General features: G+C 56.6%; 28 protein-coding genes. 19 read left to right on the plus strand and 9 right to left on the minus strand.

Annotated features, from left to right (window positions below; all coding sequences use genetic code 11):
* Position 1 precedes the first annotated feature (1 nt).
* From CFBP5473_RS16905 to CFBP5473_RS16930, 6 genes are all read left to right on the plus strand, one after another.
* Positions 2-706 carry a GntR family transcriptional regulator gene (locus CFBP5473_RS16905; RefSeq protein WP_027675088.1) on the plus strand — a complete coding sequence of 235 codons (705 nt, stop codon included), beginning with the start codon at positions 2-4 and terminating at the stop codon, positions 704-706.
* 188 nt (positions 707-894) lie between these two features.
* Positions 895-1,971: an ABC transporter ATP-binding protein gene (locus CFBP5473_RS16910; RefSeq protein ID WP_027675087.1), complete on the plus strand. Its 1,077-nt coding sequence runs from the start codon at positions 895-897 to the stop codon at positions 1,969-1,971.
* A 53-nt stretch (positions 1,972-2,024) separates the two neighbouring features.
* A complete protein-coding gene (locus CFBP5473_RS16915; protein WP_027675086.1) occupies positions 2,025-3,251 on the plus strand; it encodes an ABC transporter substrate-binding protein in 1,227 nt (408 codons plus the stop codon).
* Positions 3,252-3,329: 78 nt separating this feature from the next.
* Entirely contained in the window at positions 3,330-4,259 is a 930-nt protein-coding gene (locus CFBP5473_RS16920; RefSeq protein WP_027675085.1) for a carbohydrate ABC transporter permease, read from the plus strand.
* Between the two features lie 3 nt (positions 4,260-4,262).
* Positions 4,263-5,117 (plus strand): carbohydrate ABC transporter permease, encoded by an 855-nt coding sequence (locus CFBP5473_RS16925; RefSeq protein ID WP_027675084.1) that lies wholly within the window; start codon positions 4,263-4,265, stop codon positions 5,115-5,117.
* Between the two features lie 28 nt (positions 5,118-5,145).
* Entirely contained in the window at positions 5,146-7,137 is a 1,992-nt protein-coding gene (locus CFBP5473_RS16930; protein WP_027675083.1) for an alpha-glucosidase, read from the plus strand.
* 386 nt (positions 7,138-7,523) lie between these two features.
* Here the strand turns inward: CFBP5473_RS16930 and CFBP5473_RS16935 are convergent, their stop codons facing one another.
* From CFBP5473_RS16935 to CFBP5473_RS16955, 5 genes are all read right to left on the minus strand, one after another.
* Entirely contained in the window at positions 7,524-8,249 is a 726-nt protein-coding gene (locus tag CFBP5473_RS16935; protein WP_027675082.1) for an amino acid ABC transporter ATP-binding protein, read from the minus strand.
* Positions 8,227-8,886, minus strand: coding sequence for an amino acid ABC transporter permease (locus CFBP5473_RS16940; RefSeq protein WP_027675081.1), 660 nt, complete (start codon positions 8,884-8,886; stop codon positions 8,227-8,229). Before CFBP5473_RS16940 ends, CFBP5473_RS16935 begins: the two co-directional genes overlap by 23 nt.
* On the minus strand, positions 8,883-9,554 hold the full coding sequence (locus CFBP5473_RS16945) for an amino acid ABC transporter permease (RefSeq protein ID WP_027675080.1): 672 nt from the start codon (positions 9,552-9,554) through the stop codon (positions 8,883-8,885). Before CFBP5473_RS16945 ends, CFBP5473_RS16940 begins: the two co-directional genes overlap by 4 nt.
* Positions 9,555-9,626: 72 nt before the next feature.
* Positions 9,627-10,412, minus strand: coding sequence for a transporter substrate-binding domain-containing protein (locus CFBP5473_RS16950; protein ID WP_027675079.1), 786 nt, complete (start codon positions 10,410-10,412; stop codon positions 9,627-9,629).
* Positions 10,413-10,424: 12 nt separating this feature from the next.
* Positions 10,425-11,126: a GntR family transcriptional regulator gene (locus CFBP5473_RS16955; protein ID WP_027675078.1), complete on the minus strand. Its 702-nt coding sequence runs from the start codon at positions 11,124-11,126 to the stop codon at positions 10,425-10,427.
* A gap of 251 nt (positions 11,127-11,377) precedes the next feature.
* On the opposite strand from CFBP5473_RS16955, the gene CFBP5473_RS16960 reads away from it, so the two are divergent.
* Positions 11,378-11,668, plus strand: coding sequence for a hypothetical protein (locus CFBP5473_RS16960; RefSeq protein WP_027675077.1), 291 nt, complete (start codon positions 11,378-11,380; stop codon positions 11,666-11,668).
* A 243-nt stretch (positions 11,669-11,911) separates the two neighbouring features.
* Here CFBP5473_RS16960 and CFBP5473_RS16970 read toward each other — a convergent pair whose 3' ends face one another.
* The gene (locus CFBP5473_RS16970; protein WP_084631607.1) at positions 11,912-12,061 is read right to left on the minus strand and encodes a DUF1127 domain-containing protein; all 150 of its coding nucleotides are present in this window, start codon (positions 12,059-12,061) and stop codon (positions 11,912-11,914) included.
* 274 nt (positions 12,062-12,335) lie between these two features.
* Here CFBP5473_RS16970 and CFBP5473_RS16975 point away from each other — a divergent pair, with 274 nt between their 5' ends.
* From CFBP5473_RS16975 to CFBP5473_RS17020, 10 genes are all read left to right on the plus strand, one after another.
* Positions 12,336-12,740: an RNase H family protein gene (locus CFBP5473_RS16975; protein ID WP_106389375.1), complete on the plus strand. Its 405-nt coding sequence runs from the start codon at positions 12,336-12,338 to the stop codon at positions 12,738-12,740.
* A gap of 175 nt (positions 12,741-12,915) precedes the next feature.
* A complete protein-coding gene (locus CFBP5473_RS16980) occupies positions 12,916-13,422 on the plus strand; it encodes an RNA polymerase sigma factor (RefSeq protein WP_027675076.1) in 507 nt (168 codons plus the stop codon).
* Between the two features lie 80 nt (positions 13,423-13,502).
* Entirely contained in the window at positions 13,503-14,453 is a 951-nt protein-coding gene (locus CFBP5473_RS16985) for a FecR family protein (RefSeq protein WP_136954393.1), read from the plus strand.
* Between the two features lie 31 nt (positions 14,454-14,484).
* The gene (locus CFBP5473_RS16990; RefSeq protein WP_234881845.1) at positions 14,485-16,929 is read left to right on the plus strand and encodes a TonB-dependent siderophore receptor; all 2,445 of its coding nucleotides are present in this window, start codon (positions 14,485-14,487) and stop codon (positions 16,927-16,929) included.
* The gene (locus CFBP5473_RS16995; RefSeq protein WP_027675073.1) at positions 16,929-18,155 is read left to right on the plus strand and encodes an MFS transporter; all 1,227 of its coding nucleotides are present in this window, start codon (positions 16,929-16,931) and stop codon (positions 18,153-18,155) included. The genes CFBP5473_RS16990 and CFBP5473_RS16995 overlap by 1 nt, the downstream gene beginning before the upstream one ends.
* Positions 18,156-18,235: 80 nt before the next feature.
* Positions 18,236-19,102, plus strand: coding sequence for an SDR family oxidoreductase (locus CFBP5473_RS17000; protein ID WP_027675072.1), 867 nt, complete (start codon positions 18,236-18,238; stop codon positions 19,100-19,102).
* 78 nt (positions 19,103-19,180) lie between these two features.
* Positions 19,181-19,543 carry a hypothetical protein gene (locus CFBP5473_RS17005; RefSeq protein WP_106389374.1) on the plus strand — a complete coding sequence of 121 codons (363 nt, stop codon included), beginning with the start codon at positions 19,181-19,183 and terminating at the stop codon, positions 19,541-19,543.
* Positions 19,544-19,633: 90 nt separating this feature from the next.
* A complete protein-coding gene (locus CFBP5473_RS17010) occupies positions 19,634-20,089 on the plus strand; it encodes a hypothetical protein (protein ID WP_027675071.1) in 456 nt (151 codons plus the stop codon).
* Between the two features lie 83 nt (positions 20,090-20,172).
* Positions 20,173-21,312, plus strand: a complete 1,140-nt coding sequence (locus CFBP5473_RS17015; RefSeq protein WP_027675070.1) for a ceramide glucosyltransferase — start codon at positions 20,173-20,175, stop codon at positions 21,310-21,312.
* 116 nt (positions 21,313-21,428) lie between these two features.
* On the plus strand, positions 21,429-21,848 hold the full coding sequence (locus CFBP5473_RS17020) for a DUF4174 domain-containing protein (protein ID WP_051441249.1): 420 nt from the start codon (positions 21,429-21,431) through the stop codon (positions 21,846-21,848).
* Positions 21,849-21,851: 3 nt separating this feature from the next.
* Here the strand turns inward: CFBP5473_RS17020 and CFBP5473_RS17025 are convergent, their stop codons facing one another.
* Positions 21,852-22,103 (minus strand): hypothetical protein, encoded by a 252-nt coding sequence (locus CFBP5473_RS17025; RefSeq protein WP_136954394.1) that lies wholly within the window; start codon positions 22,101-22,103, stop codon positions 21,852-21,854.
* Between the two features lie 146 nt (positions 22,104-22,249).
* Here CFBP5473_RS17025 and CFBP5473_RS17030 point away from each other — a divergent pair, with 146 nt between their 5' ends.
* Positions 22,250-22,438 carry a hypothetical protein gene (locus tag CFBP5473_RS17030; protein ID WP_027675067.1) on the plus strand — a complete coding sequence of 63 codons (189 nt, stop codon included), beginning with the start codon at positions 22,250-22,252 and terminating at the stop codon, positions 22,436-22,438.
* A 24-nt stretch (positions 22,439-22,462) separates the two neighbouring features.
* Here CFBP5473_RS17030 and CFBP5473_RS17035 read toward each other — a convergent pair whose 3' ends face one another.
* Both CFBP5473_RS17035 and CFBP5473_RS17040 read right to left on the minus strand, forming a co-directional pair.
* A complete protein-coding gene (locus CFBP5473_RS17035) occupies positions 22,463-23,683 on the minus strand; it encodes a glycosyltransferase family 4 protein (RefSeq protein WP_234881847.1) in 1,221 nt (406 codons plus the stop codon).
* 77 nt (positions 23,684-23,760) lie between these two features.
* The gene (locus CFBP5473_RS17040; RefSeq protein ID WP_051441248.1) at positions 23,761-24,915 is read right to left on the minus strand and encodes an acyltransferase family protein; all 1,155 of its coding nucleotides are present in this window, start codon (positions 24,913-24,915) and stop codon (positions 23,761-23,763) included.
* A 184-nt stretch (positions 24,916-25,099) separates the two neighbouring features.
* On the opposite strand from CFBP5473_RS17040, the gene CFBP5473_RS17045 reads away from it, so the two are divergent.
* Complete coding sequence (locus CFBP5473_RS17045) at positions 25,100-25,978, plus strand: class I SAM-dependent methyltransferase (RefSeq protein ID WP_027675065.1); 879 nt, start codon at positions 25,100-25,102, stop codon at positions 25,976-25,978.

Here is a 25,978-nt window from a genome sequence, read left to right on the forward strand (position 1 = left end):
AATGAAGAGTTCCAGGGGAAGCCTGCCCATGTATCTCCAGATTGCGGAGACCTTGGTGCGCGATATTGCGGCGGGCACGCTGATCGACGGAGAGAAGCTGCCGCCGGAACGGGATATGGCCAGAGACTTGGGCATCGCCGTGGGAACGCTGCGCAAGACCCTTGCCGAACTGGAAAGCCGCGGCCTGCTCGAGCGCATTCAGGGCTCGGGCAACTACATCCGCGCGGTCAACGATCCGCAGAGCGTCTACGCCATGTTCCGGCTGGAGCTGATAGAGGGCGGCGGTCTGCCGACGGCGGAGATTCTAAGCGTGAGCCGCGAGGTGAAAGACAGAGGCTTGCCGACATTCGGCACGTCATCGGAAGGCCACCGCATTCGCAGATTGCGCAGAATCGGCGGCAAGATTGCAGCAATCGAGGAAATCTGGCTCGACGGCTCGTATGTCGATTCCATCGCGCCGGAAGACCTCTCCGAGTCGCTTTATCTTTATTATCGCACGCGGCTGAACCTTTGGATTGCCAAAGCGGAGGACTATATCGATCTCGGTCGCGTGCCGGATTGGGCGCCCTCCTTCTTCCGTCCTGCGCGCGGCGATCTGCTGCCCCATGTGCTGCGCATCAGCCACTCGCATGAGGGTGACAAGGCGGAGGTTTCCCACACATGGTACGACCATACCATAGCGCGATATGTCAGCAGGCTTCGCTAATATGGCGACTATAAAGACCGATACGTCTAATATCGGCAGCAGCCTTGGAAATTATGACGTGAATTCAAAGAAAAAGCGGACGAAAAAACGCCGCAGGAATAAAATTGATACACTATTGATTTCTTTTTTTTCGTGGTTATGATTTTTGTCAAGGAACTCGTCGGTAATGACGAGCTTGGGAGGAATGGATGGCTTCTGTAAGCCTGCGTAAACTGGAAAAGAGCTACGGCGCATTGCGCATCGTGAAGGGCATCGATCTCGAAATCGCAGATGGCGAGTTCGTAGTGTTCGTTGGCCCTTCCGGCTGTGGCAAGTCCACCACGCTCCGCATGGTGGCGGGACTTGAGAGCATCACCGGCGGCGAAATCCGCATCGGCAACACCGTGGTCAACACCCTGCCCCCGCGTGGCCGGGATATCGCCATGGTCTTCCAGGATTACGCGCTTTATCCGCACAAGACCGTTCGCGAAAACATGGGTTTCAGCCTCAAAGTTCGCGGCGTTGCGCAGAACGAGGCAAACCAGCGGATCAATGAAGCTGCCGAGATGCTCGGCATCGGCCACCTTCTCGAGCGCCGCCCCGGACAGCTTTCCGGTGGCCAGCGCCAGCGCGTGGCCATGGGCCGCGCCATCGTGCGCAGACCGCAGGTCTTTCTTTTCGATGAGCCCTTGTCCAACCTCGATGCCAAGCTTCGCGGGCAGGTCCGCACCGAAATCAAGCGCCTGCACCAGCAGATCGGCACGACGATCATCTACGTCACCCACGATCAGGTGGAAGCGATGACGCTTGCGGATCGCATCGTCATTCTCAAGAATGGCGAGATCGAGCAGGTTGGCACGCCGGATGAGGTTTACAACAAGCCGCAAAGCGTGTTCGTCGGCGGCTTCGTCGGTTCACCTGCCATGAACTTTGCGCGTGGGCGCATGTCTGGCGGCAAAATAGTTTTCGGCAATGGCGACAGCCTTGCGTCAGACGTTCTTCGACTCGGCAAGTCCGGCGCGCTCGATGGGCGCGAAATGCTTGTCGGCATCCGCCCAGAGCATTTCGGCGATGTGGTGGATGACGCCGCAGTCGTATCGGCTAAGGTTCAGGTCGTGGAGCCGCTGGGCTCCGATACGCTGGTGCACTTCAACATCGGCGGCGATATGCTGACGGCACGTATGGCGCCGGATGCGAGACCAACGGTAGGCGAAACGATCCGCATCGGCGTCGATCCATCGCGCATTCATCTGTTCGATGCGGAAAGCCAGCGCGTCATCAATTAATAGCAGTTCGCGAAAAAGCACTGCAAACTTTAGGGTTCAATGGGAGGATGGAAATGAAATTCAAAATTATGACGGGCGCCCTGCTCGCGCTCAGCCTGACGACATCGCTGGCATCTGCCGCCGATCTGAAGGTGTATATCTCCAGCCAGCATCAGCCGCAGGTCTGGCGTCAGGTGCTGGACAAGTTCGAGGCAGCAAATCCCGGCACCAAGGTCGCCATCGAGACCGGCGGCAACACGTCGGAAGCGCAGGCGCAATATCTCAATACCATCATGTCCGCGAAGGATCCGTCTCTCGACGTCCTCATTCTCGACGTCATCCGCCCGGCACAATTTGCCGCCGCTGGCTGGACCGTACCTTTCGAAGGCAAGGACATGTCCTCCTATCTCCCGGCCTATGCCGAGGCCAACACGGTCGACGGTAAGGTCGTTGCGCTGCCAGCCTTTGCCGACTCCATGTTCCTTTATTACCGCAAGGACCTGCTGGACAAATACGGCATCGCCCCGCCAAAAACCTGGGATGAGCTGACCGCTGCGGCAAAGAAGATCACCGAAGGCGAGAAAAATCCGGACCTTCAGGGCCTGTCCTTCCAAGGCAAAGCAATCGAAGGCGCGGTCTGCACCTTCCTCCTGCCATATTGGAGCCAGGGCAAGAACCTTGTCGAAAACGGCAAGCTGACCTTCGACAAGACGGCTGCCGTCAACTCGCTCAAGCTCTGGAAGAGCTTCGTCGATCAGGGCGTGGCCAAGAAGAACATTGCCGAAGTTGCAACGGATGACACCCGCAAGGAATTCCAGGCCGGTAACGTCGTCTTCGCGGTCAACTGGTCCTATGCATGGGCGCAGTCTCAGGGCAAGGAATCGGCTGTCGTCGGCAAGGTCGGCGTTGCCCGCCTGCCCGCCGTTGCCGGTGGCGAACAGGCAACCTGCCTCGGTGGCTGGGAATGGGGCGTTTCCGCCTATTCCAACCATAAGGATGAATCGAAGAAGCTGGTCGAATATCTCTCCAGTCAGGATACATCCAAGTTCATGGCCACCAACGGCTCGCTGCTGCCAACCTATCCGGCTGCCTATAAGGACGAAGCCGTATTGAAGGCAGCACCGTGGTTTGCCGATGCGCTGCAGGTTGTCGAAACCGCAAAGCCGCGCCCGGTAACGCCGCGCTATAACGAGGTCAGCGAAGTGATCCGCACCACGGTCAATGCCGTGCTTGCAGGTGTTACGACACCGGAAGACGGCGCAGCGCAAATCGAAACGCGTCTGAAGCGGATCATCCGCTAATTTACAAGGGAGTGCCGTGGTCGGACCCGGCACTCCAACCCTCCTCAATTCGAAATTCCTTTGGGAGATGCGACGGTGATGACCTCGTCTCTGCACGCCACGCACGGTGCGGAAAAACCTGCCCCGCGCTGGACGAACTGGCTCGATCTCGGAGACCGGGCGCTGGCCGTGCTGCTGCTGGCTCCCGCAGGCATTCTGCTGGCGCTCATTATCGTCTATCCCGTGCTGAAACTCGGCTATACCAGCCTTTTCAGCCTGTCTCTGACTTCTGGTCTGCCCGCAGAATTCGTCGGCCTCGATAATTACCGCCTGATGCTTGAGGACCCGGTATTCTGGGAAACCACCTGGAATACGGTGCTGATAACGCTGATCACCGTTCCCGGTGCGCTTTTGATGGGCCTCGCTCTGGCGCTGCTCGCCAACCTGCCCTTCCGCACGCAATGGCCAGTGCGTCTTTCGCTCCTCATTCCCTGGGCGCTGCCGCTTTCCTTCGCGGGCCTTATCTTCGCGTGGTTTTTCCATTCGGAATATGGTGTCGTCAACGACGTGCTCAACCGCTTCGGTTTCGAAGGCATCATCTGGTTCAACTCGCCGCACTGGGCATTCGCTGCCATCTGCCTGACGATCATCTGGAAGACGTCATCTTTCATGGCGCTGATCATCCTCGCCGGTCTCCAGACCATTCCGCGCTCGCTTTACGAGGCAGCCGACGTGGATGGCGCGGGCAGAATTCGCCAGTTCTTCGAAATCACCCTGCCTCTGCTGAAGCCCGCAATCGTGGTGGCGCTGATCTTCAGAACCATTACCGCGCTCCAGACCTTCGATATTCCCTATATGATGACCGGCGGTGGCCCCGGCACCTCCACTGCAACGCTTGCCATGTATATCCACCAGAACACCGTGTCCTTCCTCGATCTCGGTTACGGATCGGCGCTGGCAGTGGTTATGTTTGCGCTTTCCATGGTCGTGACCGTCATCTATCTGCGCGCCATCAGAACGAAGGATTAAGCCATGAGCACCGTCACCTCTCCCGGCCTTTCCTCCATGCTCTCCGGTCGCCCGCTTCGCCTCTTCGCAGCCGCCGCACTTCTGATCAACGGCATGTTCCCAGCGCTTTGGATTTTGTTCACCTCGCTGAAAAACGAGGCCGAACTGACGGCGAAGCCGATTACATGGCTGCCGCACGCCCCGACACTGGCAAACTACATGCAGGCCTTTTCGGATCAGCCGCTGCATATCTTCCTGTTCAACAGTTTCATGGTGGCGCTGCTTTCCACCTGCCTGACGCTGTTCGTCTCGGTTCTGGCAGCCTATGCGCTGGCGCGGCTGAACCTGCGTTATCGCGGCCTCATCCTTTCCGCCATCATCGCCGTCTCCACCTTTCCGCTGGTCACGCTGCTGGTGCCGCTGTTTGAAATAATGCGCACGCTGAACCTGTTGAACACGTGGATTGCGCTGGTTCTGCCCTACACGGTTCTATCGCTGCCGGTCTGCACGCTGATGCTGGTGTCCTTCTTCGAAGGTATTCCGCGCGATCTGGAAAACGCCGCGATGATCGATGGCTGCACGCGTATCGGTGCACTGTTCAAGATCGTCGTTCCGCTCTGCGCACCGGGCGTATTCACTGCTGGCATTCTGGCTTTCGTCAATGCTTGGGATGAATTCCTGCTGGCACTGTCCTTCAACTCCAATCCTTCGCTGCGCACGCTGCCGGTCGGCATCCAGCTTTATCAGGGTGAGTTCGCCTTCCCATGGCCGGTCATTTCCGCAGCACTCGTCGTCGGCATCGTACCGGTCGCGATCCTGATCGTGATTTTCCAGGAGCGCGTGGTATCCGGCCTGACTGCTGGCGGCATCAAGGGCTAAGAACCCTCCATCATCGAGAGACTTTGTCATGCATTTCCAAAAGACAGCCGACGGCTTTGAACTGGCCATCAACGGAACCACCGTCCTTCGCCATTCAGCCGGGAGCACTTGCATCTTCGTCGGCAAAGGCGAAGAGCGCATGGACATGTATCGCGGCAATTTCGATATCGAGGATTACGTCGTGGAGCGTCTGGCACTCCGCCACGCGGAAGTCGAAGGCGACAGCGTCACGCTTTCTGATGCGCAAGGCCAGCAGCCAAGGCTTCGCCTGAGCATCAGCGACAACAGCGTCAAGGTCGATGCGCTCGATCCCTCCGTCAATCGCTTCTGGCTTCGCATGGTGGCCGAAAAGGACGAATGCGTTTGGGGCGGCGGCGAGCAGATGTCCTATTTCAACATGCGCGGACGCAAGTTCCCGCTCTGGACATCGGAACCCGGCGTCGGTCGCGACAAGACGACTGAACTCACCTTCAAAGCCGATGTGTCCAGCAAGGCGGGCGGTGATTACTACCATACCAATTACCCGCAGCCGACCTACGTTTCGTCGCGCCACTACGCTTTGCACGTTGAAACCACGGCTTATTCCGTCTTCGATTTCCGTCGTGATGGCTTCCACGAAATCGAGGTCTGGGCCGTCCCCGACCGTCTGGAATTCTTCGCAGCAGACACATTCACAGCACTTGTCGGCCAACTCTCGCTGCGCTTCGGTCGCCAGCCGGAACTGCCGGAATGGGTCTATAACGGCGCAATCATTGGCTTGAAGGATGGCGAGCAGTCCTTTGCACGGCTGGAGAAAATCCGTGCCGCGGGCGTCAAGGTTTCCGGCCTCTGGTGCGAGGATTGGGTCGGCTTGCGCCACACCACATTCGGCGCGCGCCTTTTCTGGGACTGGAAGGCGAATGAAGAGCGCTACCCTGCACTTCGCCAAAAGATTGCCGAACTTGCCGATAACGACATCCGCTTTCTTGGCTATGTGAACCCCTATCTCTGCATCGACGGCTCCTTTTTCCCGGAAGCGGAAGCCAAAGGCTATTTCGCCAAAAACGACACGGGCGAAACCGCGCTTGTCGACTTCGGTGAGTTCGATTGCGGCGTGGTGGATTTCACCAACCCCGAAGCTATGGACTGGTTTGCGGAAACCATCATCGGTCAAAATATGCTGGACTTCGGCCTCTCCGGCTGGATGGCGGATTTCGGCGAATATCTCCCTATCGACATTCATCTTGCCAACGGCGTGGATGCCAAGCTGATGCACAACGCCTGGCCCACCATCTGGGCGGAGGTCAATGCAAAGGCGGTCGCAAGCCGCGGTAAGACGGGCGAAACGCTGTTCTTCATGCGCGCAGGCTTCAGCGGTGTTCAGGCCCATTGCCCGCTTCTATGGGGCGGAGACCAGTCGGTGGATTTCACCCGTCACGATGGCCTTGTCACGGTCATGTCCGGTGCGCTGTCTTCCGGCCTGCTTGGAAACGCCTATCACCACTCGGATATTGGCGGCTACACCAGCCTCTTCGGCAATGTCCGCACCGCAGAGCTTCTGATGCGCTGGGCCGAGATGGGCGCCTTCACCCCCGTCATGCGCACCCATGAAGGCAACCGCCCGCGAGACAATCTGCAGATCGATCAGGACGAAACCGTGCTCGCACACTTCGCCCGCATGACCGCCATTTACGTTCACCTTGCCCCTTACCTCAAGGCTTTGTCTACGGAAGCGACCCAAACCGGCCTCCCCGTGCAACGCCCCCTCTTCCTGCACCACGAGGGAGACCGCCAGACCTACGAGATTCAGGACGCCTATCTCTATGGCACCGAACTTCTGGTCGCGCCTATATGGCAGGCAGGGCAAAGCGAGCGCACCGTCTATCTCCCGCAGAGTACAGAATGGGTACATATTTGGAGCGGCTCGGTGCATGAAGGCGGTCAGGAAGTGACGATAGCTGCACCTTTAGGCCAACCGCCTGTGTTCTATCGCAAGGACGCCAAAAACGCCGAGCTTTTTGCCGGCATTCGAAATATTTGATCTACAGTTCTGGAAGAGGCGTTTGACCTCCACCGAACTATGAAGAGCGGCACTCCTACTTCCGTCATCCCGGACTTGATCCGGGATCCAGCCAGACCAAGTCCTTGGTCTGAAAGACTTTTTCGACACGCAGACGCGCGTCTGCTGGACCCCGCATCAAGTGCGGGGTGACGGGTGGGGGAGCTGTTTTCGCCCCAAGCACCTACTCAGTTTAAACCGGACAGCGGTGGGTCAAGCCCGAGGATGACGGCAGTGGGTATTTTTTTACCATATTGTCCCAATTGCCAGTGACAGGAGCACGGCACACAGTTACCCGGACAACCGTGGCCTTAAGCCGGGGTATAGCCGACGCGCATCCGCGTGGTGAACAGGTCCCCTCAGCCCAATCAATGCACCCCAAGAAACTGCCGCAACTCCGGCGTCTGCGGATTTGCAAACACGCTTTCCGGCGGGCCGATCTCATGCACGCGTCCTTCATGCATGAAGACGACGCGGGAGCAGACGTCGCGCGCGAACTTCATCTCGTGAGTCACCATGAGAAGTGTCATGCCTTCTGCCGCCAGTTCACGCACAACCGCCAGAACTTCGGACACCAGTTCGGGGTCGAGTGCTGAGGTGATCTCGTCGCAGAGAAGCGCAATCGGCTGCATCGCAAGGGCACGCGCAATCGCCACGCGCTGTTGCTGTCCGCCGGAAAGCTCGTCCGGATAGGCATCGAACTTATGCGCCAGCCCGACGCGCTCCAGCATCTTGCGCGCCATGGCTTCGGCTTGTGATTTCGGCGTTTTCTTGACCACCGTCTGAGACACCATGACGTTGCCACCCACGGTGAGATGCGGGAACAGATTGAACTGCTGGAAGATCATGCCGACTTTCAGGCGCAACGCCTTCAGGTGAAGGTCGTCATCCAGCAATTGCGCGCCTGCCACGGAAATGCTGCCCTGAGAAATCGTCTCCAGCCCGTTGATGCATCGAAGTAGCGTCGATTTGCCGGAACCGCTCTTGCCGATGATGGCGATGACTTCACCCGGCTCGACATCGAGATTAATGCCTTTCAGCACTTCATTGGTGCCGTAGCTCTTCCGAACTTCAGTGATTTCGATGAGCGACATTAAGCTTCCTTTCGAGAATTTGGCTGCTTTTCGACAGAGGCCAGCACAGCGCGAAATATATCAGCGCGACGAGGCCATAGACGAGAAATGGTTGGAAAGTTGCGTTGGTGACGACGGTTCCGGCTTTCGACAATTCGACAAAGCCGATGATGGAAGTGACTGCCGTGCCCTTGATGACCTGAACGGAAAATCCCACGGTAGGTGGAACGGCAATTCGCATGGCCTGCGGGAGGATGATGTGGCGCATCTGCTGAAAGCGGCCCATGCCGAGGCTGGAGGATGCCTCCCACTGACCTTTCGCCACCGCATCCACGCATCCGCGCCAGATTTCCACGAGAAACGCCGCCGCCCAGAGGATCAGCGTCGCGCCCGCTGCAAACCAGGCTGGCACGTCGATGCCGAACAAACCAAGGCCGAAAAATACGATGAACAGCTGCATCAGAAGCGGCGTGCCCTGAAAAAGCTCCACATAGTATTTGACCAGCACCCGCAGCGATTTCTTTTTTGAAATACGCATGAAGAGAAGGCCGAGCGCAATCAGCGCGCCGCCGGTAAACGACACCAGCGACAAAAGCACTGTCCAGCGCGCGGCCAGCAGCAGGTTTCTCAGAATATCCCAGGTGGTGAATTCGATCATCGGGCCGTTCTCCTTGGGAAGATGGCATTGCCGATTTGCGTCAACACGAAGCGCAAAAGCACCGCAAGAACCAGATAGATTACGGTCGAGACCATATAGGCCTCAAAGGCGCGGAAGGTGCGGGACTGGATGTAGTTGGCGGCGAAGGTCAGATCTTCGGCTGCAATTTGCGACACCACGGAAGAACCCAGCATCACGATGACGACCTGCGACGACAAGGCAGGCCAGATGCGCTGAAGCGAGGGCACCAGCACCACGTGACAAAAGGTCTCGAAGCGTGTCATGGCAAGACTGGCTCCCGCCTCGAACTGTCCTTTGGGCGTTGCCTGAATTCCGGCGCGAATGATCTCGCAGCTATAGGCACCGAGATTGATGATCATCGCCAGATTGGCCGCGGTCAGCTCCGACATTTGCAGCCCAAGCGAGGGCAGTCCGAAAAAGATGAAAAAAAGCTGGATCAGAAACGGCGTGTTGCGGATCATCTCGACATAGGTCGCCACAATCGGCTTCAGCCATTTTGGCCCCAGCGCACGCACCCATGCGCAGGCAATGCCCAGCGCAATGCCAAGCACGCCACCAATGGCGATGAGCTGGACCGTGATCGCCACGCCTTTGGCGATCTGGGGATAATATTCGGCAAGCCAACCGAATTCGAAAGTATAGTTCAAGGCTGGTCACTCCTGAGGAGGGGTTGCGCCCCGCTCATTACGCGGGACGCTCGCGCATCATGATGCGCAGTCTCAAAGGTCCTTCGGAAGATCGGTCTTCAGCCACTTGGTGGCGATGGCGTTCAGCGAACCATCCGCCTTCGCGGCGGCGATGATGCCATTCACCTTTTCCAGCAGGGCTGGCTCATCTTTGTTGAGACCGATGTAGCAGGGTGAGTTCTTGATGAGGAACTTCATTTCCGGGCGCTTCGGCGGATTACGCTCGAGAATGGCGGCGGCAACGACGTTGCCCGTGGCGACCGCCTGAACCTGACCGGAAAGGAAAGCGGAGATCGTTCCGTTATTGTCCTCATACCGCTTGATGGTGGCATCGCTAGGGGCGATCTTCGTCAACTCCAGATCTTCCACAGCACCGCGCGTGACACCCACAGTCTTGCCGGAAAGATCCTCAACCTTGGCGACTGCCAGATCGGCAGGAGCGAAGACGCCGTTGAAGAAAGGCGCATAAGCGGTGGTGAAATCGATGACCTTTTCACGATCCGGGTTCTTGCCGAGGCTGGAAATCACCAGATCGACCTTGTGCGTTTGCAGATACGGGACGCGGTTGGCGCTCGTCACCGGCACCAGCTCCACCTTTACGCCCATCTTCTCGCCGATCAGTTTGGCGACGTCGATGTCGTAACCCTGTGGCGTCATGTCGGCGCTGACGCTACCAAAGGGCGGGAAATCCTGCGGCACGGCAACGCGCAGCGTGCCGCGGCTGGCAATATCCGAAAGCGCATCGGCAAATGATGGCGCAGAAAGGCCGATGCTGGCTGAGAGCGTGGCAATGGCGAGAAACAAACGTCTGTTCAACATGTCATTTTCCTTTTAGGTGACAGGAGCTGCGGGGAGAGAAAGGGAGCTGCGCAGGTCTGCGAGCGGATCGAGCCTGCGCGAGAGATCGAGGCCGGTTTCAACCTCATCGAGATGCTGGATGGCGTATTCGGCAGCACCGGAAAAATCGCCTTCGCACATCGCCTCATAAATGCGGCAATGGCCCTCATGCGATTGCGCCGCATGGAAATCCGATTGGTAGAGCATGGAAATCAGGACCGTGCGTGCCGTAAGGTCACGTAGCATCTCAACGATGATGTCGTTTCCGGCAATTTCCGCGATACGAATATGGAAATCGCCCATCAGCACCGTCAGGCGCTGCCGATTGCCCTCTGCCATCGCGCTTTTCTCCTGCGCGAGATGACCGTCAAGTATCCGGCGCCCCTCGGCGCTCAGCACAGTCATGTTTCGCAGAAGTCCGAATTCAATGACACGCCGTGCCGAATAGACCTTCATCGCATCTTCGGCGGAAGGGTGGATCACATACCAGCCGCGCCTAGGCTTGACGGTGACGATGCCCCGGCTTTGCAGCCGCATCATCGCTTCGCGGATCAGCGTGCGCGATACACCGAAAAGCGACGCAAGTTCGCTTTCTCCCAGTCGCGCGCCCGGCTTTATCCGCGCGGATAAAATCCCCGAGATAACCGAAGCTTCGATAGAATGATGAGTGGTGTCTTGTCCCGTGCTGTCTTGCATACAAGCAAGAAATGCAACGAGCGTGCCAATTGAAATTTCGTAATGAAAATAGAGTGCCGGCGCCTCTTTCGATTAAAATTTAATCATCCATCGAAACAAGCTGCGCGTTGCGCTCCAAAAATGCGCTCTGAAGTTCTCCGGGCCATCTCGGCGTTACGGTAAATTATGTACCACTCATCCTTGGGTTACTCCGGCCTTGCCTCGCCAGCATGCAGCACGTAGACAGGCTTCGTAACTTGCAGGAGTAAAACATGTCTAAAATCAAAAGCTTGGGTGCCGCAGTCATTGTGGGCGTTGCAGTGGGCGCAGCATTTATGATGCTCGACAAATCTCGCGGCGCGGAATGGGTCGTTTCGCCCCAGCAGATTGAGCAGGCGAAGGCAGAAGGCAAAGTCGGTTACGAGTCGTCCCCCGGCACCGTAACGGTTCTGCCGATCCGCAGCGAAACAGCCGATGTGCTACCGTTCAAATGGACGATGTATGGGCTGGTTGCCGGTGTCGTGACCTTCGTCACGCTGCGCAGGAAAGAAAAGAAGGCCTAAAAACGAAAAAGCCTGCCGCGGGAGGAGGTGCGGCAGGCTTTTCGAAAAGAACCGAACAGCAGCTGGGAGGAGGAGTGCTGCTGTTCCACCAAATGCCCTTTGGGAGGAGGATAAGGACATTTGAAACTCGAAGCTCTGCGGGAGGAGGTGCATCGCTTCGATGGTTAGAAGTTAACTTGGTTTACTCGCACAATAAATACGCTTTATCGCAGGAGAGGCATGCAAATTCGCATACCTTGGAAATTAGAGGCCAGCGACCGATGCGCGGGCAACGCTGCGGATATCGGCGCGGTTGATGCCGAGGTCCTGCAATTCGCGTGTGCTCATGCGGCCGAGTTCGTTGACGGTCTGACGATACTTGCGCCAGTTGTTCAAAGAGCGTGCTACGTTCATGATGATCCCCTTTCGTGAGGTCCTTGACGCCAGCAACCAGTTCTTAGTTCCAACGTCGTTTCGATGATTGGAATATAGTCTTTCCGGGACTTTACGATAAGTCACAGCTTATCAAGTCCGCCATGCGGCAGATGCATGGGTCTGGACAAATGCTGCGCATTTCTGCCAAGAAGAGCCTTAAGACCTTCAAACTGAGCGATATATTGAACACTCCATCCCTTCAGCTTTATGTCGACGGCTCCTTCGATCCTGCCCTTAAACGCGGGGATGGGGATTGGTGGTCCTGAGGGACAATGTAGAAATCGCATCTCTTTCAGGTGGCGCAAACATATTCGATAACAGCGCCATGGAACTGGAAGCCCTTCTTGCGGGCATGTTCTGGCTAGAGCAAAACGCTCCGACCGAGGCTGCAATCATCTGGTCCGACGCGGTTTATGCGGTGAGGGGCTGCAACGAATGGCGACATATGTGGAAATCCAACGGCTGGAAGCGCCGCACTGCAAATGGTCAAGGCCGCAGCCGCGCTATTCCAAACGCTGAGCTATGGAAGAAAATCGACCTCCATCTCACGCAAAACCCGCTGACGATCGTATCATGGTGCAAGGGCCATGCTGGGCATGGCTGGAACGAGAAGGCGGACGCGTTGGCGCAACAGGGCAGGCTTTCACTGCGTACCTGACGTGCAATTTCGCAACAGAGTGGTTCTAAACGCCCAATCAACGGTTGATCATTGCATATCGCGTTCCGTAGACCTTGAGCTTTCCAAAAACATGATGCTATTAGTCATGTTATTAACGTGACCCTGGGCCCGCGTGCCGAAGGTTACGACAGAGCGATTTAGACCAGGTCGATTGATGAGTAGAGCCTTATTACAGCTTCTCGATACGCAGGAAGAAAGCCGCTTGATGCGCTTCTTCAGGCGTCAGCTACGAGATCGCGAAGATGCGGCAGATGCATTGCAGGAAACGGCATTGCGCGCCTTGCAGGTATCTCCTTTCACCGCAATCGAAAACCCCCAGGCTTACCTTTTCCAGATCGCAAAATCCGTCGCTCGCCTGTCCATTATCCGGCAATCGCGCGAGAGGCCCCTTCTTGTGCCGCTTGAAGATGGGCTGGGCGTCGCCTGCGACGGCCCCTCACAGGAGCAGATCGTTGCCGGTCGCCAGCAACTCGCGGCAATGGCGCGTGAAATCGAAGCCCTGCCGAAGCGATGCCAGCAGGTTTTTGTCCTAAGCCGTCTGCATGGGTTACCGAATGGCGAGATCGCGGTGAAGCTTGGCATATCCCGCAACATGGTGGAAAAGCACATTATCAAGGCACTGCTTCACTGCCGCGCAGCGCGTGCGAAAATAAATTCCTGATACGACGTCAGGCGCTCGTTTCTTTTGCACTCATTATATATGGATGCAACTGAACAGAAGACGAAGACGGCGCCCTGCCCATGCACGAACCTGCGAACGACCTGAATGACGACGGCCTCGCCGAAGAGGCTGCGCTTTGGGTTGCACGAATGCAGTCCGCTGACGCCACGCAGGCAGACCAGCGCGACTTCGAGGATTGGCTGAACGCTAGCGCCGCGCACGGCCAAGCCTATGAGGAGATGCAAAGTCTCTGGGGTTCAATGCGTGGCATCGATCTTGAACTCCCAAAGCAACGCAAGCGCATTTCCGGCAAGGCAGCGACTGCAACACTCGCTTTACTCTGTCTCATCGGCCTATCATTGTTTTTCGCACGACAGAGCGGCGTTGTCGAACGCCTTCAGGCAGACTACTATACCTCCGTCGGCGAAACCAAAGTCGTGACACTGGATGACGGAACACAGATCAGCCTCAACACGGACTCGGCTGTTCAGACCCGTTACACGCCCAGTGAACGAAGGGTCGTTCTGCTGCGCGGCGAGGCCTTCTTCGATGTCGCAAAGAACCCCCAGCGGCCATTCATCGTCGAGAGCGGAACGCTCACCGCTCAGGCGCTCGGCACGCATTATGCCGTTCGCTCGGCAAGCAACCTGCTTGCGCAGGAAGAGCAGGTTGAAGAAGGTGAAGTGCGGGTTGACGCTGCAGGCGAAACGACGAGGCTCGTTGCTGGAGATGCGGTGACGCTGGATGATGGCGGCAAATTTATCCGCACAAAACAAGATGTGGCCAACAATACGGCCTGGCGGGACGGAAAGCTTGTCTTTTCCGGCCAGTCGCTGGGAGAAGTCCTCAAGGTTCTGGAGCGATACCGTCACGGACGTATCGTCGTTCTTGATGATCGAGCGGCAAAGTTAAGCGTTTCCGGCATTTTCGATCTCAGGCAGACCGATCAGGCGCTTCATATTCTCGAGACCAATCTTCCGGTCACCGTCACCCACATGTCGAGCCTGATGGTTTTCGTTCGGTCCCGATAATTTTTTTCTCAAACCACGTCAGGATGCCGGGGTGTCCCTCACTCTAGGTAAAGCAGACGCGCTGCGTATTGGGCAGCGTCTTGCTGATCAGGCGTGGAAAGGGAATGAAATGGCATTTGGGAAGCGGGCGGGAAGAAGAACATGGCTGACGACGACAGCCATCTTGAGCATGACCTTGGCAACCGCAGCAGGAACGCAGACCGTGCTGGCGCAAGGTGCAGCGGTCTCTTCTTCAACGGTTAATCTGTCGATACCCGCTGGCCCTCTGGAAAGTGCGCTTCTGACGCTCGGTCGTCAGGCGAACCTCAAAATGCTCTACCCATCCTCCATCACGACTGGCAAAACGACCGCGGGCGTTCGCGGCACAGTCGGCGTGTCCTCCGCCGTCACCCAGCTCCTCGCGGGTTCAGGCCTGAGCTTCACCATAAGCGGCAACAACACGGTCCGCATATTCGACCCCAACGCAAACGGCTCCCAGGCGGCTGCCGCGAGCGATGGCTCGACCGTGCTGGAAACGATCGTCGTTCAGGGAAGCGGCTCCGACGGCGTACCGGGCGTGGTGCAGACGGACGGCTATGTTGCCAAATCCGGACGCACGGCAACGAAGACCGACACGCCGGTAGCCGAGACTGCCCAGTCCGTTTCGGTGGTCAGCCGTAAACAGCTGGATGACCGGCAGCCACAGAATTTGAAGGAGGCGATTGATTACACGCCAAGCGTTCGTACTGGTGAATTCGGTACCGAGCCGCGTTTCGACGTGTTCAAACTGCGAGGCATCGAGCTGAGTTACACCGGCGTATTCCGTGACGGTCTGCGTCAGATCAGCAGCCCTAATGGTCTGTTTCGACTGGAGCCTTACGGCATCGAGGCTCTGACAATTCTAAGAGGCCCAGCAGCATCGATCTACGGTGCGAGCAGTGCAGGCGGAATAGTCGATATCATTTCGAAGCGCCCTACAGAAGAACAGATTCGCGAGGTGGAGCTGCAATATGGTTCTTACGGGAGAACCCAAGCCGCGTTCGATCTATCCGGTCCTGTGACAGAAGACGGGTCGGTTCTTTACCGCCTCACGGGCATTGGCAGAGACGCAAGAAATGAGATTGCCGCGATCAAGGACGACCGCGTCATGATCGCCCCCGCAGTCACATGGAAACCAGACGAGGGCACCAAATTCACCGTACTCGGTGAATACATGGACTCAACGACGGGCGGCACCTGGGGTTACGTCCAGAAGCCGGGCGGCGGTGCCACCGGAACTTATGTTGGGGATGCAGATTTCAACGACTTCAAGCAAAAACAATGGCGAATTGGTTATGAGCTTGAACACGAGCTTACCGATAATCTGACATTGCACCACAAGCTGCGTTACTCAAAGCTGTGGACCCATGAGGAATGGGTTGCCGATCCCTATCTCGGCATAGTTTACGAAGACAATAAGGGGCTTTCTTCAGATACCTATCTGGAAGGTGACTTCCAAACTGGCACTGCTCAGCACAAACTTATTGCTGGTGTAGATTACAGTTTCATGGAGTACGAAACCCGAGAGGGATATGGCTCGACGCCGTTTACTCAAATTCCAGACGTGACTTCGATTAAAAGCCAGAAGCAAAACTCCGTCGGTGTCTACATTCAAGACCAAATCGAAATGGATGCCTGGCGTATTGGTCTAGGCCTTCGCCACGACTGGCATGACAGCAAGTACGATGTGAATGGAGATGCTGGCTCAAGACGTGACAGCGTTACGACTGGTCGCGCGTCAGTTGGTTATGTGACCCCGTGGAACATCATGCCGTACATAAGTTACGGAACATCATATGTAGCTAATACCGGCGTTATTATAGACGGCACCACACGGCAAGCGGATCCTACCCGCGGCAAACAATATGAGATAGGTATAAAGTACGATCTTCCTGATCAAAACATGCTCCTCTCTGCCGCGTATTTCGATATCGAGCAGAAGAACGCGTCTTTATATGACACGACCGCCGCCCCCGCTGTTTTGCGTCAGCTCGATTTACATACGCGCGGTATCGAACTTGAGGCGACAGCATCGCTACAAAACGGACTCAGCCTGGTAGCAGGGTACTCCTACAACGACGTAGAAATCACCAAGCAAAGTCCCACTACACTTGGAAATCAGTTGGGCTCGACGCCGTATCACATGTTCTCGCTATGGGCTGATTATGAGATACAAAGCGGACCGCTAGAAGGTCTCGGGCTTGGTGCTGGCATAAGGTATGTTGGCTCAAGCTTCGGCGATGATGCTCACACGCCCGTATACGACAATAAGGCGCGTACCTTCGTGGATGCCAGCCTGCGCTACGACCTTGGTAAGTTAAACGCCGCAATGGAAGGTGTAAAACTACAAGTCAACGCCACCAATCTGCTGGATGAAGTCAATCAAGTCTGCTCGAAAGGCTATTGCCTTTACGACGAAGGCCGCAAGGTCGTTGCCAGCGTCAAGTATCGGTTCTGATGCTGGATCGTCAAAGCTCATCTGAAAGACCGTCGCCAGTCTCCGTTTTTCTGGCTGTCGGCGGTCTTTATGTCGGACAAAGCGTAATCGGTGGATTGACCTTTCTCGGGCTTCCAGCGGTGTTGAGAACCGCTGGTTTGCCGCTGGATCAGATCGGGCTTCTTTATCTTGTCGTGCTGCCGTGGGCGCTGAAGTTTATTTGGTCACCCTATGTCGAGCGGTATCGTTTGCCGCCTATAGGGAAGAGTCGGACACGCCACATCATTGCAATCGGAATAACGATCTGTGCGCTTGGCCTGCTTGTGCTTGCACACACCGGCCCTTCTCCCGTCAGCACCGCAATTGCAGTCCTTTTCATTATCGCCGTCATCACGGCCACGGTTGATATTGCTTGCGATGGCTTTGCAGTGGAAACGCTGGCCGAAAAGCATCACGGCTGGGCGAATGCCGCTCAGGTGGGTGGCTCCTATCTGGGCTCTGCTATAGGTGCTGGCCTGTTTCTGGTTCTCGTGGATCACTACGGCTGGAAGAGCGCGACGATCGCTATGGCGGCTCTCATTATCCTGTTGGCGTTGCCCTTCATTTTCGGCCCGGCATCCAAAACGAGAGCTGAGAGCAGAGAACAGCGCCCTTCTATTCTGCATGCACTCAAACGGCCTGAAGTCAGGCGCGGCTTGATGATAGCGGCTGTCTATGTCGCTGCCCAGAAATGGGGCTTGGCCATGCTCGGACCGTTTCTGATCGATTACGAGTTCGATCTCGCAACAATCGGCGCCTTGAACGGCGTTGGCAGCATGATTGTCGGCTTCGGTGGCGCGCTTCTCGGCGGCTTTCTGGTGCGGAACTTCGGTTCATCGCGCGTATTAATTCTATCGATCATTGTGCAAACTTTACTGCTTTGCGCCTTCGCAGCGTTCAGCCTTTATCGAGGAACCGAGCACTGGATTGTTATGACCGTCGCTATCGTCAGTTCGTCGGGCGTGATGTCCATTGGTTTCGTCGCCCTTTACGCCTGCTTCATGGGCTGGTCGGATCCTCGACAAGCGGGGGTGGATTTCACCTTGTTCCAATGCATGGATGGGATAGTCAGCATGGCGGGAGGCTTAGGTGCGGGCGCGATAGCCGAGCGCTTCGGATATGTCGCCGCCTTCACAATTGCGGCCATTGTTTCCCTGATTGCGGCTCCGCTGATCCTTGTTCTCCTCAGGCAGCCGCAGAACCCGTAGACTAAGAGACACTTCAAGAAAGTTGGAACTGCCCTGCACAAAATATGTTTGGCTCCTATCAACAACATTGGAGCACTGACATGACCGCTGACGTTCACCGCCCGGCACCGCCCTATTCTGACCAGCAGCAGACGCCGCCCGGCTCGACCAATCAGATGCAGCCGGTGCCGGATCATGGGGAGAAATCCTATAAAGGTAGCGGCCTGCTGGAAGGTAAGGTTGCGCTTATCACCGGCGCGGATTCCGGCATCGGCAGGGCTGTGGCCATTGCTTTCGCGCGTGAAGGGGCCGATCTCGTCATTTCCTATCTGAACGAAGAGGAAGATGCCCGCGATACCGTGAAATGGGTTGAGGAGGCTGGCCGCAGGGTTGTGGCAATTCCAGGCGACATCAAATCGGAAGAGCATTGCAAGTCGCTGATCCAACGCACTGTCGATGAATTCGGCAAGATCGATATTCTCGTCAACAATGCCGCCTTCCAGCGGACATATGCGGATATTGGCGATATCGAGGCCGCAGAATGGGACGAGACATTCCGCACCAATATCTACGCACCGTTCTTCCTTTCGAAAGCCGCCGTTCCACATCTGAAGCCCGGAAGCTCCATCATCAACACGGCCTCCATCCAGTCCAAGCAGCCATCCCCGCAGCTTCTGGCCTATGCCTCCACCAAGGGTGCCATCCTCAACTTCACCGCCGGTTTGGCGGGCATGGTTGCGGAAAAGGGCATCCGGGTGAATGCCGTAGCACCCGGACCGATCTGGACACCGCTCATCCCCTCCACGATGCCTGCAGAAAAGACGCAGAAATTCGGTGAGCAGACGCTGATTGGCCGCGCCGGGCAGCCCGCCGAACTTGCCGGAGCCTATGTGCTTCTGGCATCCGAGCGCGGCAGCTACATCACCGGTGCCGTCATCCCTGTGACCGGCGGCGAAGTCATGATCTGATATCATCCTCTTTCGAAGACCTTTTGGAACCGCCCGGCCATCTGGCGGTTCGATTGTGTCGAGACGCAGGAGTTCCATATGTCGTATTCGTCACAATCTGAAATTCCCTCCACCAACAGTGTTGAAGTGCTGAACGTGTACCGGCTGGTGCCGATAGCCGAGGAAAATGATCCGCGTTGGGTAAAGGATGCGCCTCAAGGCGTCGTCCTCGTCGCCGCAAGAACCGCCGGTGATGCTCGCATCGTGGCCTCGGAAAGCCAGCCCGATTTCCCCTCCGCCAATGCCCTGCCTGCGGAAGATGTGACGACGCGCTTTGCCAGCGCCTTTCGCGACGATAAACTCTATACGGTTATCGAAGTCGAAACTGGCCGTACCGATCTCACCCGGGGCGTGATCTCGCTGCAGACATCGCCGGAACCTATCAAGCCTCAGGCGGTCTGACCGCGCCATCAAACTTATCGCAGGCCAGAAGGAACCTCACCAGCGCGTGAGATGTTGAAATGGCAGTCATTGAACATGGGAGCAGATGCTATGTCCGATCCAAATTCCCCAGCCGTCGCCTCGCTTCATGAAGAGCAGGCCCGTCAGCGTTCCGGTGAAAGCAACCTTCAGGAAGGGCTGGAGGAAACCTTTCCGGCCTCAGATCCGGTGTCCCACACCAGCACCACCACGGCCACAAGTTCGGGTGCCGCCGACGCAGCGGAAGATGAAACCGAAACGCCCAAGGTCGATGAGGCATTGGCGGCGGTGAAGGCGCGCTATGACCAGTCGTCTTCGGATTTTGCTACGGATGAATTGCGAGCATTGAGCGCTGAACTAGATCTTATCGCGGAATCTGCGCAAGGCATGGCCAGCGCATCGGGCCGCATCGCCAGGAGCGAAGTTCATTCCCTAAGGCGTACCATTGTCCGGCAGGTCCGAAAGAACCCGGTACAGTCGCTAGGTCTGGCAGCACTTGTTGGTTATGTCTGGGGCATGATGCGCTGACATGCAGCTGTCATGTAGGCGTTATAATTGCTTTATCGACATGAAGTCGAAGCGATGAGTCGTAAGCGCGGAGCTGGTTACGCATGGAAACTGCCCTTGCCATTTGTGCGCTTGCTCTCATATTCACGCATATGCTGAGCATTGCGCTTGCGGCTTTCCGGGTGAAAACCAGCTCCCCTGCAAGTACAGTGTCAGCGCACGACACTCCGGTTTCCATCGTCATCCCCCTGCGCGGCATCGAGAACTTTACACCGCTGACGGTTTCCCGTGCCTTCCAGCTGGATTGGCCGGATTATGAGTTGATCTTCTGCGTTGCCGATGGCAACGATCCCGTTATTGCCGAGGTCAAATCCAAGATCGCCGCTTACCCACAGATCAGGGCGCGCATATTGATTGGTGATGACCGGATAAGCGCCAATCCCAAGCTTAACAATTGCGTCAAAGGCTGGCGCGCCGCCACGAGCGATTGGGTCATTCTGGCCGACTCCAACGTGTTGATGCCGGGCGACTATATTTCGACATTGATGTCAGCCTGGCGGCGCGATAGCGGCCTCGTCTGCTCCCCGCCCATCGGCTCGCGCCCTGCGGATATCTGGGCAGAGCTGGAATGCACCTTCCTCAATACCTTTCAGGGCCGCTATCAATATGCCTCGGAAGCAACCGGCAACGGTTTTGCTCAGGGTAAAACCATGCTCTGGAACAAGCCCTTGCTCAACTCGCTCGGCGGCATAGAGGCTCTCGGCGCTGAAATTGCGGAGGATGCTGCCGCAACGAAACTCGTGCGTGGTAGCGGACGCAAGGTCCATCTCGTCTCATCTCCATTCGAGCAGCCGCTTGGCACCCGCACTTTCGCGGAAATATGGGCGCGTCAGGCACGCTGGGCGCGCCTCCGCCGCGTTACCTTCCCGCAATTCTTCGCCCCGGAAATTCTGGTCGGCGCTCTTCCGCCTCTGCTCTTTGCAATGGCCGCTACTCTGGCCGCAGATGCCGAATTCAAGACAGTGGCTGGCGTTGCACTTGGCGTCACCGCCATCATGTATCTACCTGAGCTCGCCCTTGCGAAACTAAAAGGTTGGCACCTTTCCTGGCGCAGCCTGCCTGCCATGATGCTGCGCGACGGGTTGTTGCCGCTCATCTGGGCCAAAAGCTGGCTCGGCTCCTCCGTCTCCTGGCGCGGCAATATGATGACAGTCGGAACGCAGGAAAGTACGCTCAGCAGCTAGAATGTTTCCTTGTTAAGTGGAAACGCTCTAAGAGCCTCACCCACGCAGATGTGAAGCGTGGAAGTAAACCAATATCTCTCCCGGATGTTTTATCAGCGCAACGCAGGATGCCTGAGATGAAACACCTGATTATTGCAGCAGCACTGATGCTGCTCGCACCAACGCCGGGGGTGAGCATGGAAAGCCTTTCGCAATTCGAATGGAAGAACCGCGTCCTTGTTGTTTTCGGCGACAGTGGCGACCCGAAAATCCGCAGCCAGCTAGAAGCCATATCGACCCAAAAAGCAGAGCTGGCAGATCGTGATATGGTAGTGCTCCATGTCGATGGCGGTGATGTCAGAGCCTTTTTCGGGGAGGCTGGCAAGCTTAACGCTCGCGAAATTGTCGCGGAAGCGAGTGCGCCCGGAGATCGGTTCGAAGCAATCTTGGTCGGCAAGGATGGTGGGATAAAGCTGCGCAGTGAAGACGTGGTTTCGGCGGTGGAGCTGTTCGATCTGGTGGACAGAATGCCGATGCGGCAATCGGAACAGCGCTGACTGTCAGCTATGGGTCGTCTTATACTGGGCGATGAGCTTCTCCAGCTCCTCGCCCTCGATAAGAACATCGTGACCGCCACGATGGACATGCAGTTCTACATGGGTCGGGGCGGAACGATCATTCCGAATGAAGGCGATTGCGTCTTCCAACGTATCGAACATTTCCCGATGCGAAACATCGAACCGCTTCCACAACACCGCTGTCGTGTGGCTGGCTCCAAACCGCATTAGTGCCTCGTTGGCATCGAAAACCACTCACGCGCTCCTCAACTTTACGTTTTGAAAGCAACGCTTCAGGCTCGCAATCGTTCAAAAAGAATGCGGCGTCATGAAATGCGCCCATTTTGCTTGCGCACTGCGCAAAGCGTAAATGTTCCAGAAGGACGACCAAGGGGTATGAGATGAAAAACGATCCATCGGCACGATTCGAAATCCGCGCAAACAACGAAGACGCCTTCTGGTCCGTTTACGAGACCGATAGTGGCGATGTCGTGCGGGTAAGCGACGAGAAGCTCGATGCGTTGAAGATGGATGAGGCCGAGGATGTGGTCAGCCTGCTCAACACGGGTTTTGTGGTAGATCAAGCATAAAGCCACCGTGCATATTTCGGGCCGCTAACTGTAGCGACCCCGCCTCCGGCGTGCGACGGAGAGATAAATCTCTGCCGTCTTCAGGCCAATTGACCGCCAGTTATATTTAGACATGATCCGGTTTCCGCTCTGGCGCGCTTGCCGCAGACCATTGGCGTTTTCCATCTTGCTGTGCAGCGAGGCCGAAAGTTCCTCGATATTCCCCAGCGGGAAGTAGGAACCCTCATCCAGCCCAAGCGCAAGATTTGCCTCTATATCGCTGGCCAGCACCGGCAGCCCGTAAGCCATCGCTTCTAGCAGCGCAATCGGCATGCCTTCATGGCTTGAAGGAAGAACGAACAGTCCGGCATTGGCAAACAGGCTGGCAAGACGGCGGCCCTGCTGCGGCCCGGTCAGCACCACCTGCGCGTTGGCTTTGGCCCGTTCGTGAAGATCGTCGGCATAGGTGCTATCCGCATCTCCACCGCCCACAAGCACGAGCTTGGTGTTGCCAAGACCTGCGCGCGAAAACGCCTCGATAAGGTCTGTCTGCCGCTTTTCCGCAACGAGACGCGCCACCAGCAGAACATAACGGCCTTTCGTCAGGCCGAATTCGTTCAGCACGTCATCATCGAGGCTCTTCGTATCGACCTTCACGCCGTTGGGAATGAAATGCACCGTCTTGCTGAAATCATCCTGCATACGGTCGGCGATGTGCTTGGCAATGGCGATGCGCGCATGGGAAAACCGCATTCCCGCCCATTCCCCCAGCCGCAAAATCCGTTTTTCAACCGAACCCCACTTCTCGCGGTCATAGTCGTAACCGTGATGGGTAACGACCACTTTCAACCGCAGAACCCGCGCCAGCGGAGCAACGAGCGATGGGCCGACCGCGTGGATATGAACGATATCCGGATGTAGAAAGCGCGCCTTCACCAGCGCCAGCGCGGTATGAAGAATTGCCTCGAGACGAGTGTTACGCGGCGCCCACAGCGGATGGACGGTTATGCCGCGCCACACGTAAGGCTCTTTCTCCGCAACATAATTTCTGCGTGCAAAAACATGGACATCGGCGCCAAGATCGACCAGATTGGACACCAGCTGTTCCACATGTTTTTCAACTCCGCCCTGCACATCTGGTATGCCGCGCAGACCGATCATGCAAACACGAAGCGAGCGCAGACTGGGCGTCTCGGCAACAGGTCTATCATAGCTTTCTTCTACATCTGTCGATGGCAGAAGTTCTTCCGTTCGATAGTCATCCATCTCGCGCTCCCAAGGTACATTCGTACATTAGAATATAATAAATTAAAACAGCGTGAAGGCTAGTGGGTTTCGAGCCCCTAGATGGTTGCCTTCGATTCAGATTTAATATTCTGTTTAATAAACTTATACCCGAGGTTGATCATTGGCTTCTCCAAACACTCATAGACGAAGAGTGAGAGTGCCAGCGTCAGCAGCAGGCAAACGAGCGCAATCGGCCCGTCGGTCCATTCACCGGTCAGCGGAAACATCTCGAATATGACGAGCGCCGCGATACCGTGGAACAGATAGATCGAGTAACTGAGCGCCCCGAGCCATGACAGAAACGGTATTTGAGGCTTTCCCGTTTTCACCGAAAACAGGAACACGCAGAGTGCTGCCACGTAGCTGATCAGGATCGGCGTCGTGCCCACGAGGAAGAAACCGTCCTGCCGCGACAGCGAAAACGTGCCGATGCTGAGCAGCACCACTGCCTGCACCAGAAGCACGAGAAGCGCTCCAGCCGTCGCGCCCGCCAGCCGGTCAACCAGCGCCATGCGCAACAGAAGGCCCAGATACAGAAACGATACGTGCAGACTAATATATTGTATCGGCGCGGAAATTCCGGCGAAGCGCAGAAAGATCGGACCGGCTGTCGCCACTGCGAGCAGAATAGCAAAAGCCGTGATGACCGCCGGTCGGTACAGTGCACCGAAGGCAAAGAGACCTGCGGAGAGCAGGTAGAACACGATCTCTATGGTCAGCGTCCAGTAAGCACCGGACATCCAGGGCTGCCCGAAAACAGATGGCAGCATCGTCATATTGGCAATAACGGTTTTGCCGCCCAAGGGCTGGCCGTGAATGAAGGCGAAGAAGGCCAGACACAGGAGAGCCAGCCACATTGCCGGGTAAAGACGAAAGAAACGCGAGATCGCAAACCGTCGCAACGGGTTTACACCGCGAATGCTGAATGGCACCACGAAGCCGCTGATGAGAAAGAACAATACAACGCCGAAGCGTCCAGCATCGAAATATGTTACGCTGGTTGAAGCGAGCTGATAGGAAACTCCCTCATGGTTCGTACCCTCCCGCAGGATATCGCCGAAGAAGTGCTGAACCACGACTGCAAGCGCCGCAATGGCGCGCAACGCATCGATGTTTTCATATCGCTGCTTGGGCTTGGGCAGAACTTTTGGAGCCTCCGTTTCTGAAACAGAGACTGCGGACGACCGTTCCATCACGTCGCCTGTCTGCATCGAAAGCGCCCCTCACCGACTGCCTGAACCACACGATCAAGTGGTACAATAGATCTAGCTACTGTAGTTTATTCTAAAATAACAAATTTCCTCTTACGATTGCAAGATGGTAGGCTCGCTTTTTACGCAGACTGCTCGGGCTAAATTCCGGCCACACATTTGGCTGTCATATCGTGGGAAACAAATGCCAGTTGCTCTTCGAAACCTGCTCTTCAAAATCACCGGCGCATTCATTCTCTTGGCCGTCTGGGCCAAACACCGGCTGACGGGTTACCGCAAGCCGAACACGGTCTCGGAAGATGATCGCAATGCCCGCATCGGCTATGTTCATGATGTCGTGCAATCATGGCTGCGCTTTATGCCGCCGGATGTTTCGGTCAGCGGGCGGTCGGTTCTTGAACTCGGCCCCGGCTCGTCGCTCGCAACAGGCTCGCTTCTACTCGCCCACGGCGCGGCCTCTTACACGGCGGTTGATGCCTTCCGGTTGGCGGGAGAAGAGACCGCGGATTTCCGACACGATGCTGTCCGTCGCTTCGACGGCGCTTTGCTGGAAGAGGATGTTCGCGCTGCAGAAGCAGTCATGAACGGCAGCTCTGATGCATTTCGTTACCACGTCGATCCGGCCTTCGATATCCCTGCCCTATGCGGCGATCAGACGTTCGACCTCATTCTCAGCTGCGCCGCCTTCGAACATTTCGACGCCATCGAGACCACCATTGACGGCCTGACGAAAGTTGCCAGAAGCGGCTGCGTCAGCCTGCACATCGTCGATCTCCAGACCCACACCAATGCCATTCGCGAGCGCGATCCGAACAATATTTACCGCTTCTCGCCCGGCTTCTATTCACTCCTCGCTTTCCCCGGCCAACCGAACCGCAAACGCCCTATCGATTACGTGAAGGCATTCGAGAAAAATGGCTGGAGGGATATTCAGGTGATCGCGGCTAAATCCATACCGCCGGAGAATAGAAAGCTGCTGACCTCCGGGCTTGCTGCGCGGTTCGACATGCCGGAGATGGAGATGCACATTCTCGATCTTGTGATCATCAGCCGCTATCCCTAA

Origin of the sequence: Agrobacterium larrymoorei, assembly GCF_005145045.1 — a bacterium.
Lineage (GTDB): Bacteria > Pseudomonadota > Alphaproteobacteria > Rhizobiales > Rhizobiaceae > Agrobacterium > Agrobacterium larrymoorei.

Coding starts and splice junctions, on each gene's coding strand:
- CFBP5473_RS16955 (WP_027675078.1), bottom strand. CDS start 11,126: ATGCAAGACAGCACGGGACAAGACACCACTCATCATTCTATCGAAGCT.
- CFBP5473_RS16970 (WP_084631607.1), bottom strand. CDS start 12,061: ATGAACGTAGCACGCTCTTTGAACAACTGGCGCAAGTATCGTCAGACC.
- CFBP5473_RS16935 (WP_027675082.1), bottom strand. CDS start 8,249: ATGTCGCTCATCGAAATCACTGAAGTTCGGAAGAGCTACGGCACCAAT.
- CFBP5473_RS17020 (WP_051441249.1), top strand. CDS start 21,429: ATGAAACACCTGATTATTGCAGCAGCACTGATGCTGCTCGCACCAACG.
- CFBP5473_RS16910 (WP_027675087.1), top strand. CDS start 895: ATGGCTTCTGTAAGCCTGCGTAAACTGGAAAAGAGCTACGGCGCATTG.
- CFBP5473_RS16930 (WP_027675083.1), top strand. CDS start 5,146: ATGCATTTCCAAAAGACAGCCGACGGCTTTGAACTGGCCATCAACGGA.
- CFBP5473_RS17015 (WP_027675070.1), top strand. CDS start 20,173: ATGGAAACTGCCCTTGCCATTTGTGCGCTTGCTCTCATATTCACGCAT.
- CFBP5473_RS16985 (WP_136954393.1), top strand. CDS start 13,503: ATGCACGAACCTGCGAACGACCTGAATGACGACGGCCTCGCCGAAGAG.
- CFBP5473_RS16980 (WP_027675076.1), top strand. CDS start 12,916: ATGAGTAGAGCCTTATTACAGCTTCTCGATACGCAGGAAGAAAGCCGC.
- CFBP5473_RS16995 (WP_027675073.1), top strand. CDS start 16,929: ATGCTGGATCGTCAAAGCTCATCTGAAAGACCGTCGCCAGTCTCCGTT.
- CFBP5473_RS17010 (WP_027675071.1), top strand. CDS start 19,634: ATGTCCGATCCAAATTCCCCAGCCGTCGCCTCGCTTCATGAAGAGCAG.
- CFBP5473_RS17030 (WP_027675067.1), top strand. CDS start 22,250: ATGAAAAACGATCCATCGGCACGATTCGAAATCCGCGCAAACAACGAA.
- CFBP5473_RS16905 (WP_027675088.1), top strand. CDS start 2: ATGAAGAGTTCCAGGGGAAGCCTGCCCATGTATCTCCAGATTGCGGAG.
- CFBP5473_RS16950 (WP_027675079.1), bottom strand. CDS start 10,412: ATGTTGAACAGACGTTTGTTTCTCGCCATTGCCACGCTCTCAGCCAGC.
- CFBP5473_RS17045 (WP_027675065.1), top strand. CDS start 25,100: ATGCCAGTTGCTCTTCGAAACCTGCTCTTCAAAATCACCGGCGCATTC.
- CFBP5473_RS16960 (WP_027675077.1), top strand. CDS start 11,378: ATGTCTAAAATCAAAAGCTTGGGTGCCGCAGTCATTGTGGGCGTTGCA.
- CFBP5473_RS16925 (WP_027675084.1), top strand. CDS start 4,263: ATGAGCACCGTCACCTCTCCCGGCCTTTCCTCCATGCTCTCCGGTCGC.
- CFBP5473_RS16940 (WP_027675081.1), bottom strand. CDS start 8,886: ATGATCGAATTCACCACCTGGGATATTCTGAGAAACCTGCTGCTGGCC.
- CFBP5473_RS17005 (WP_106389374.1), top strand. CDS start 19,181: ATGTCGTATTCGTCACAATCTGAAATTCCCTCCACCAACAGTGTTGAA.
- CFBP5473_RS17040 (WP_051441248.1), bottom strand. CDS start 24,915: ATGCAGACAGGCGACGTGATGGAACGGTCGTCCGCAGTCTCTGTTTCA.
- CFBP5473_RS16920 (WP_027675085.1), top strand. CDS start 3,330: ATGACCTCGTCTCTGCACGCCACGCACGGTGCGGAAAAACCTGCCCCG.
- CFBP5473_RS17035 (WP_234881847.1), bottom strand. CDS start 23,683: ATGGATGACTATCGAACGGAAGAACTTCTGCCATCGACAGATGTAGAA.
- CFBP5473_RS17000 (WP_027675072.1), top strand. CDS start 18,236: ATGACCGCTGACGTTCACCGCCCGGCACCGCCCTATTCTGACCAGCAG.
- CFBP5473_RS16915 (WP_027675086.1), top strand. CDS start 2,025: ATGAAATTCAAAATTATGACGGGCGCCCTGCTCGCGCTCAGCCTGACG.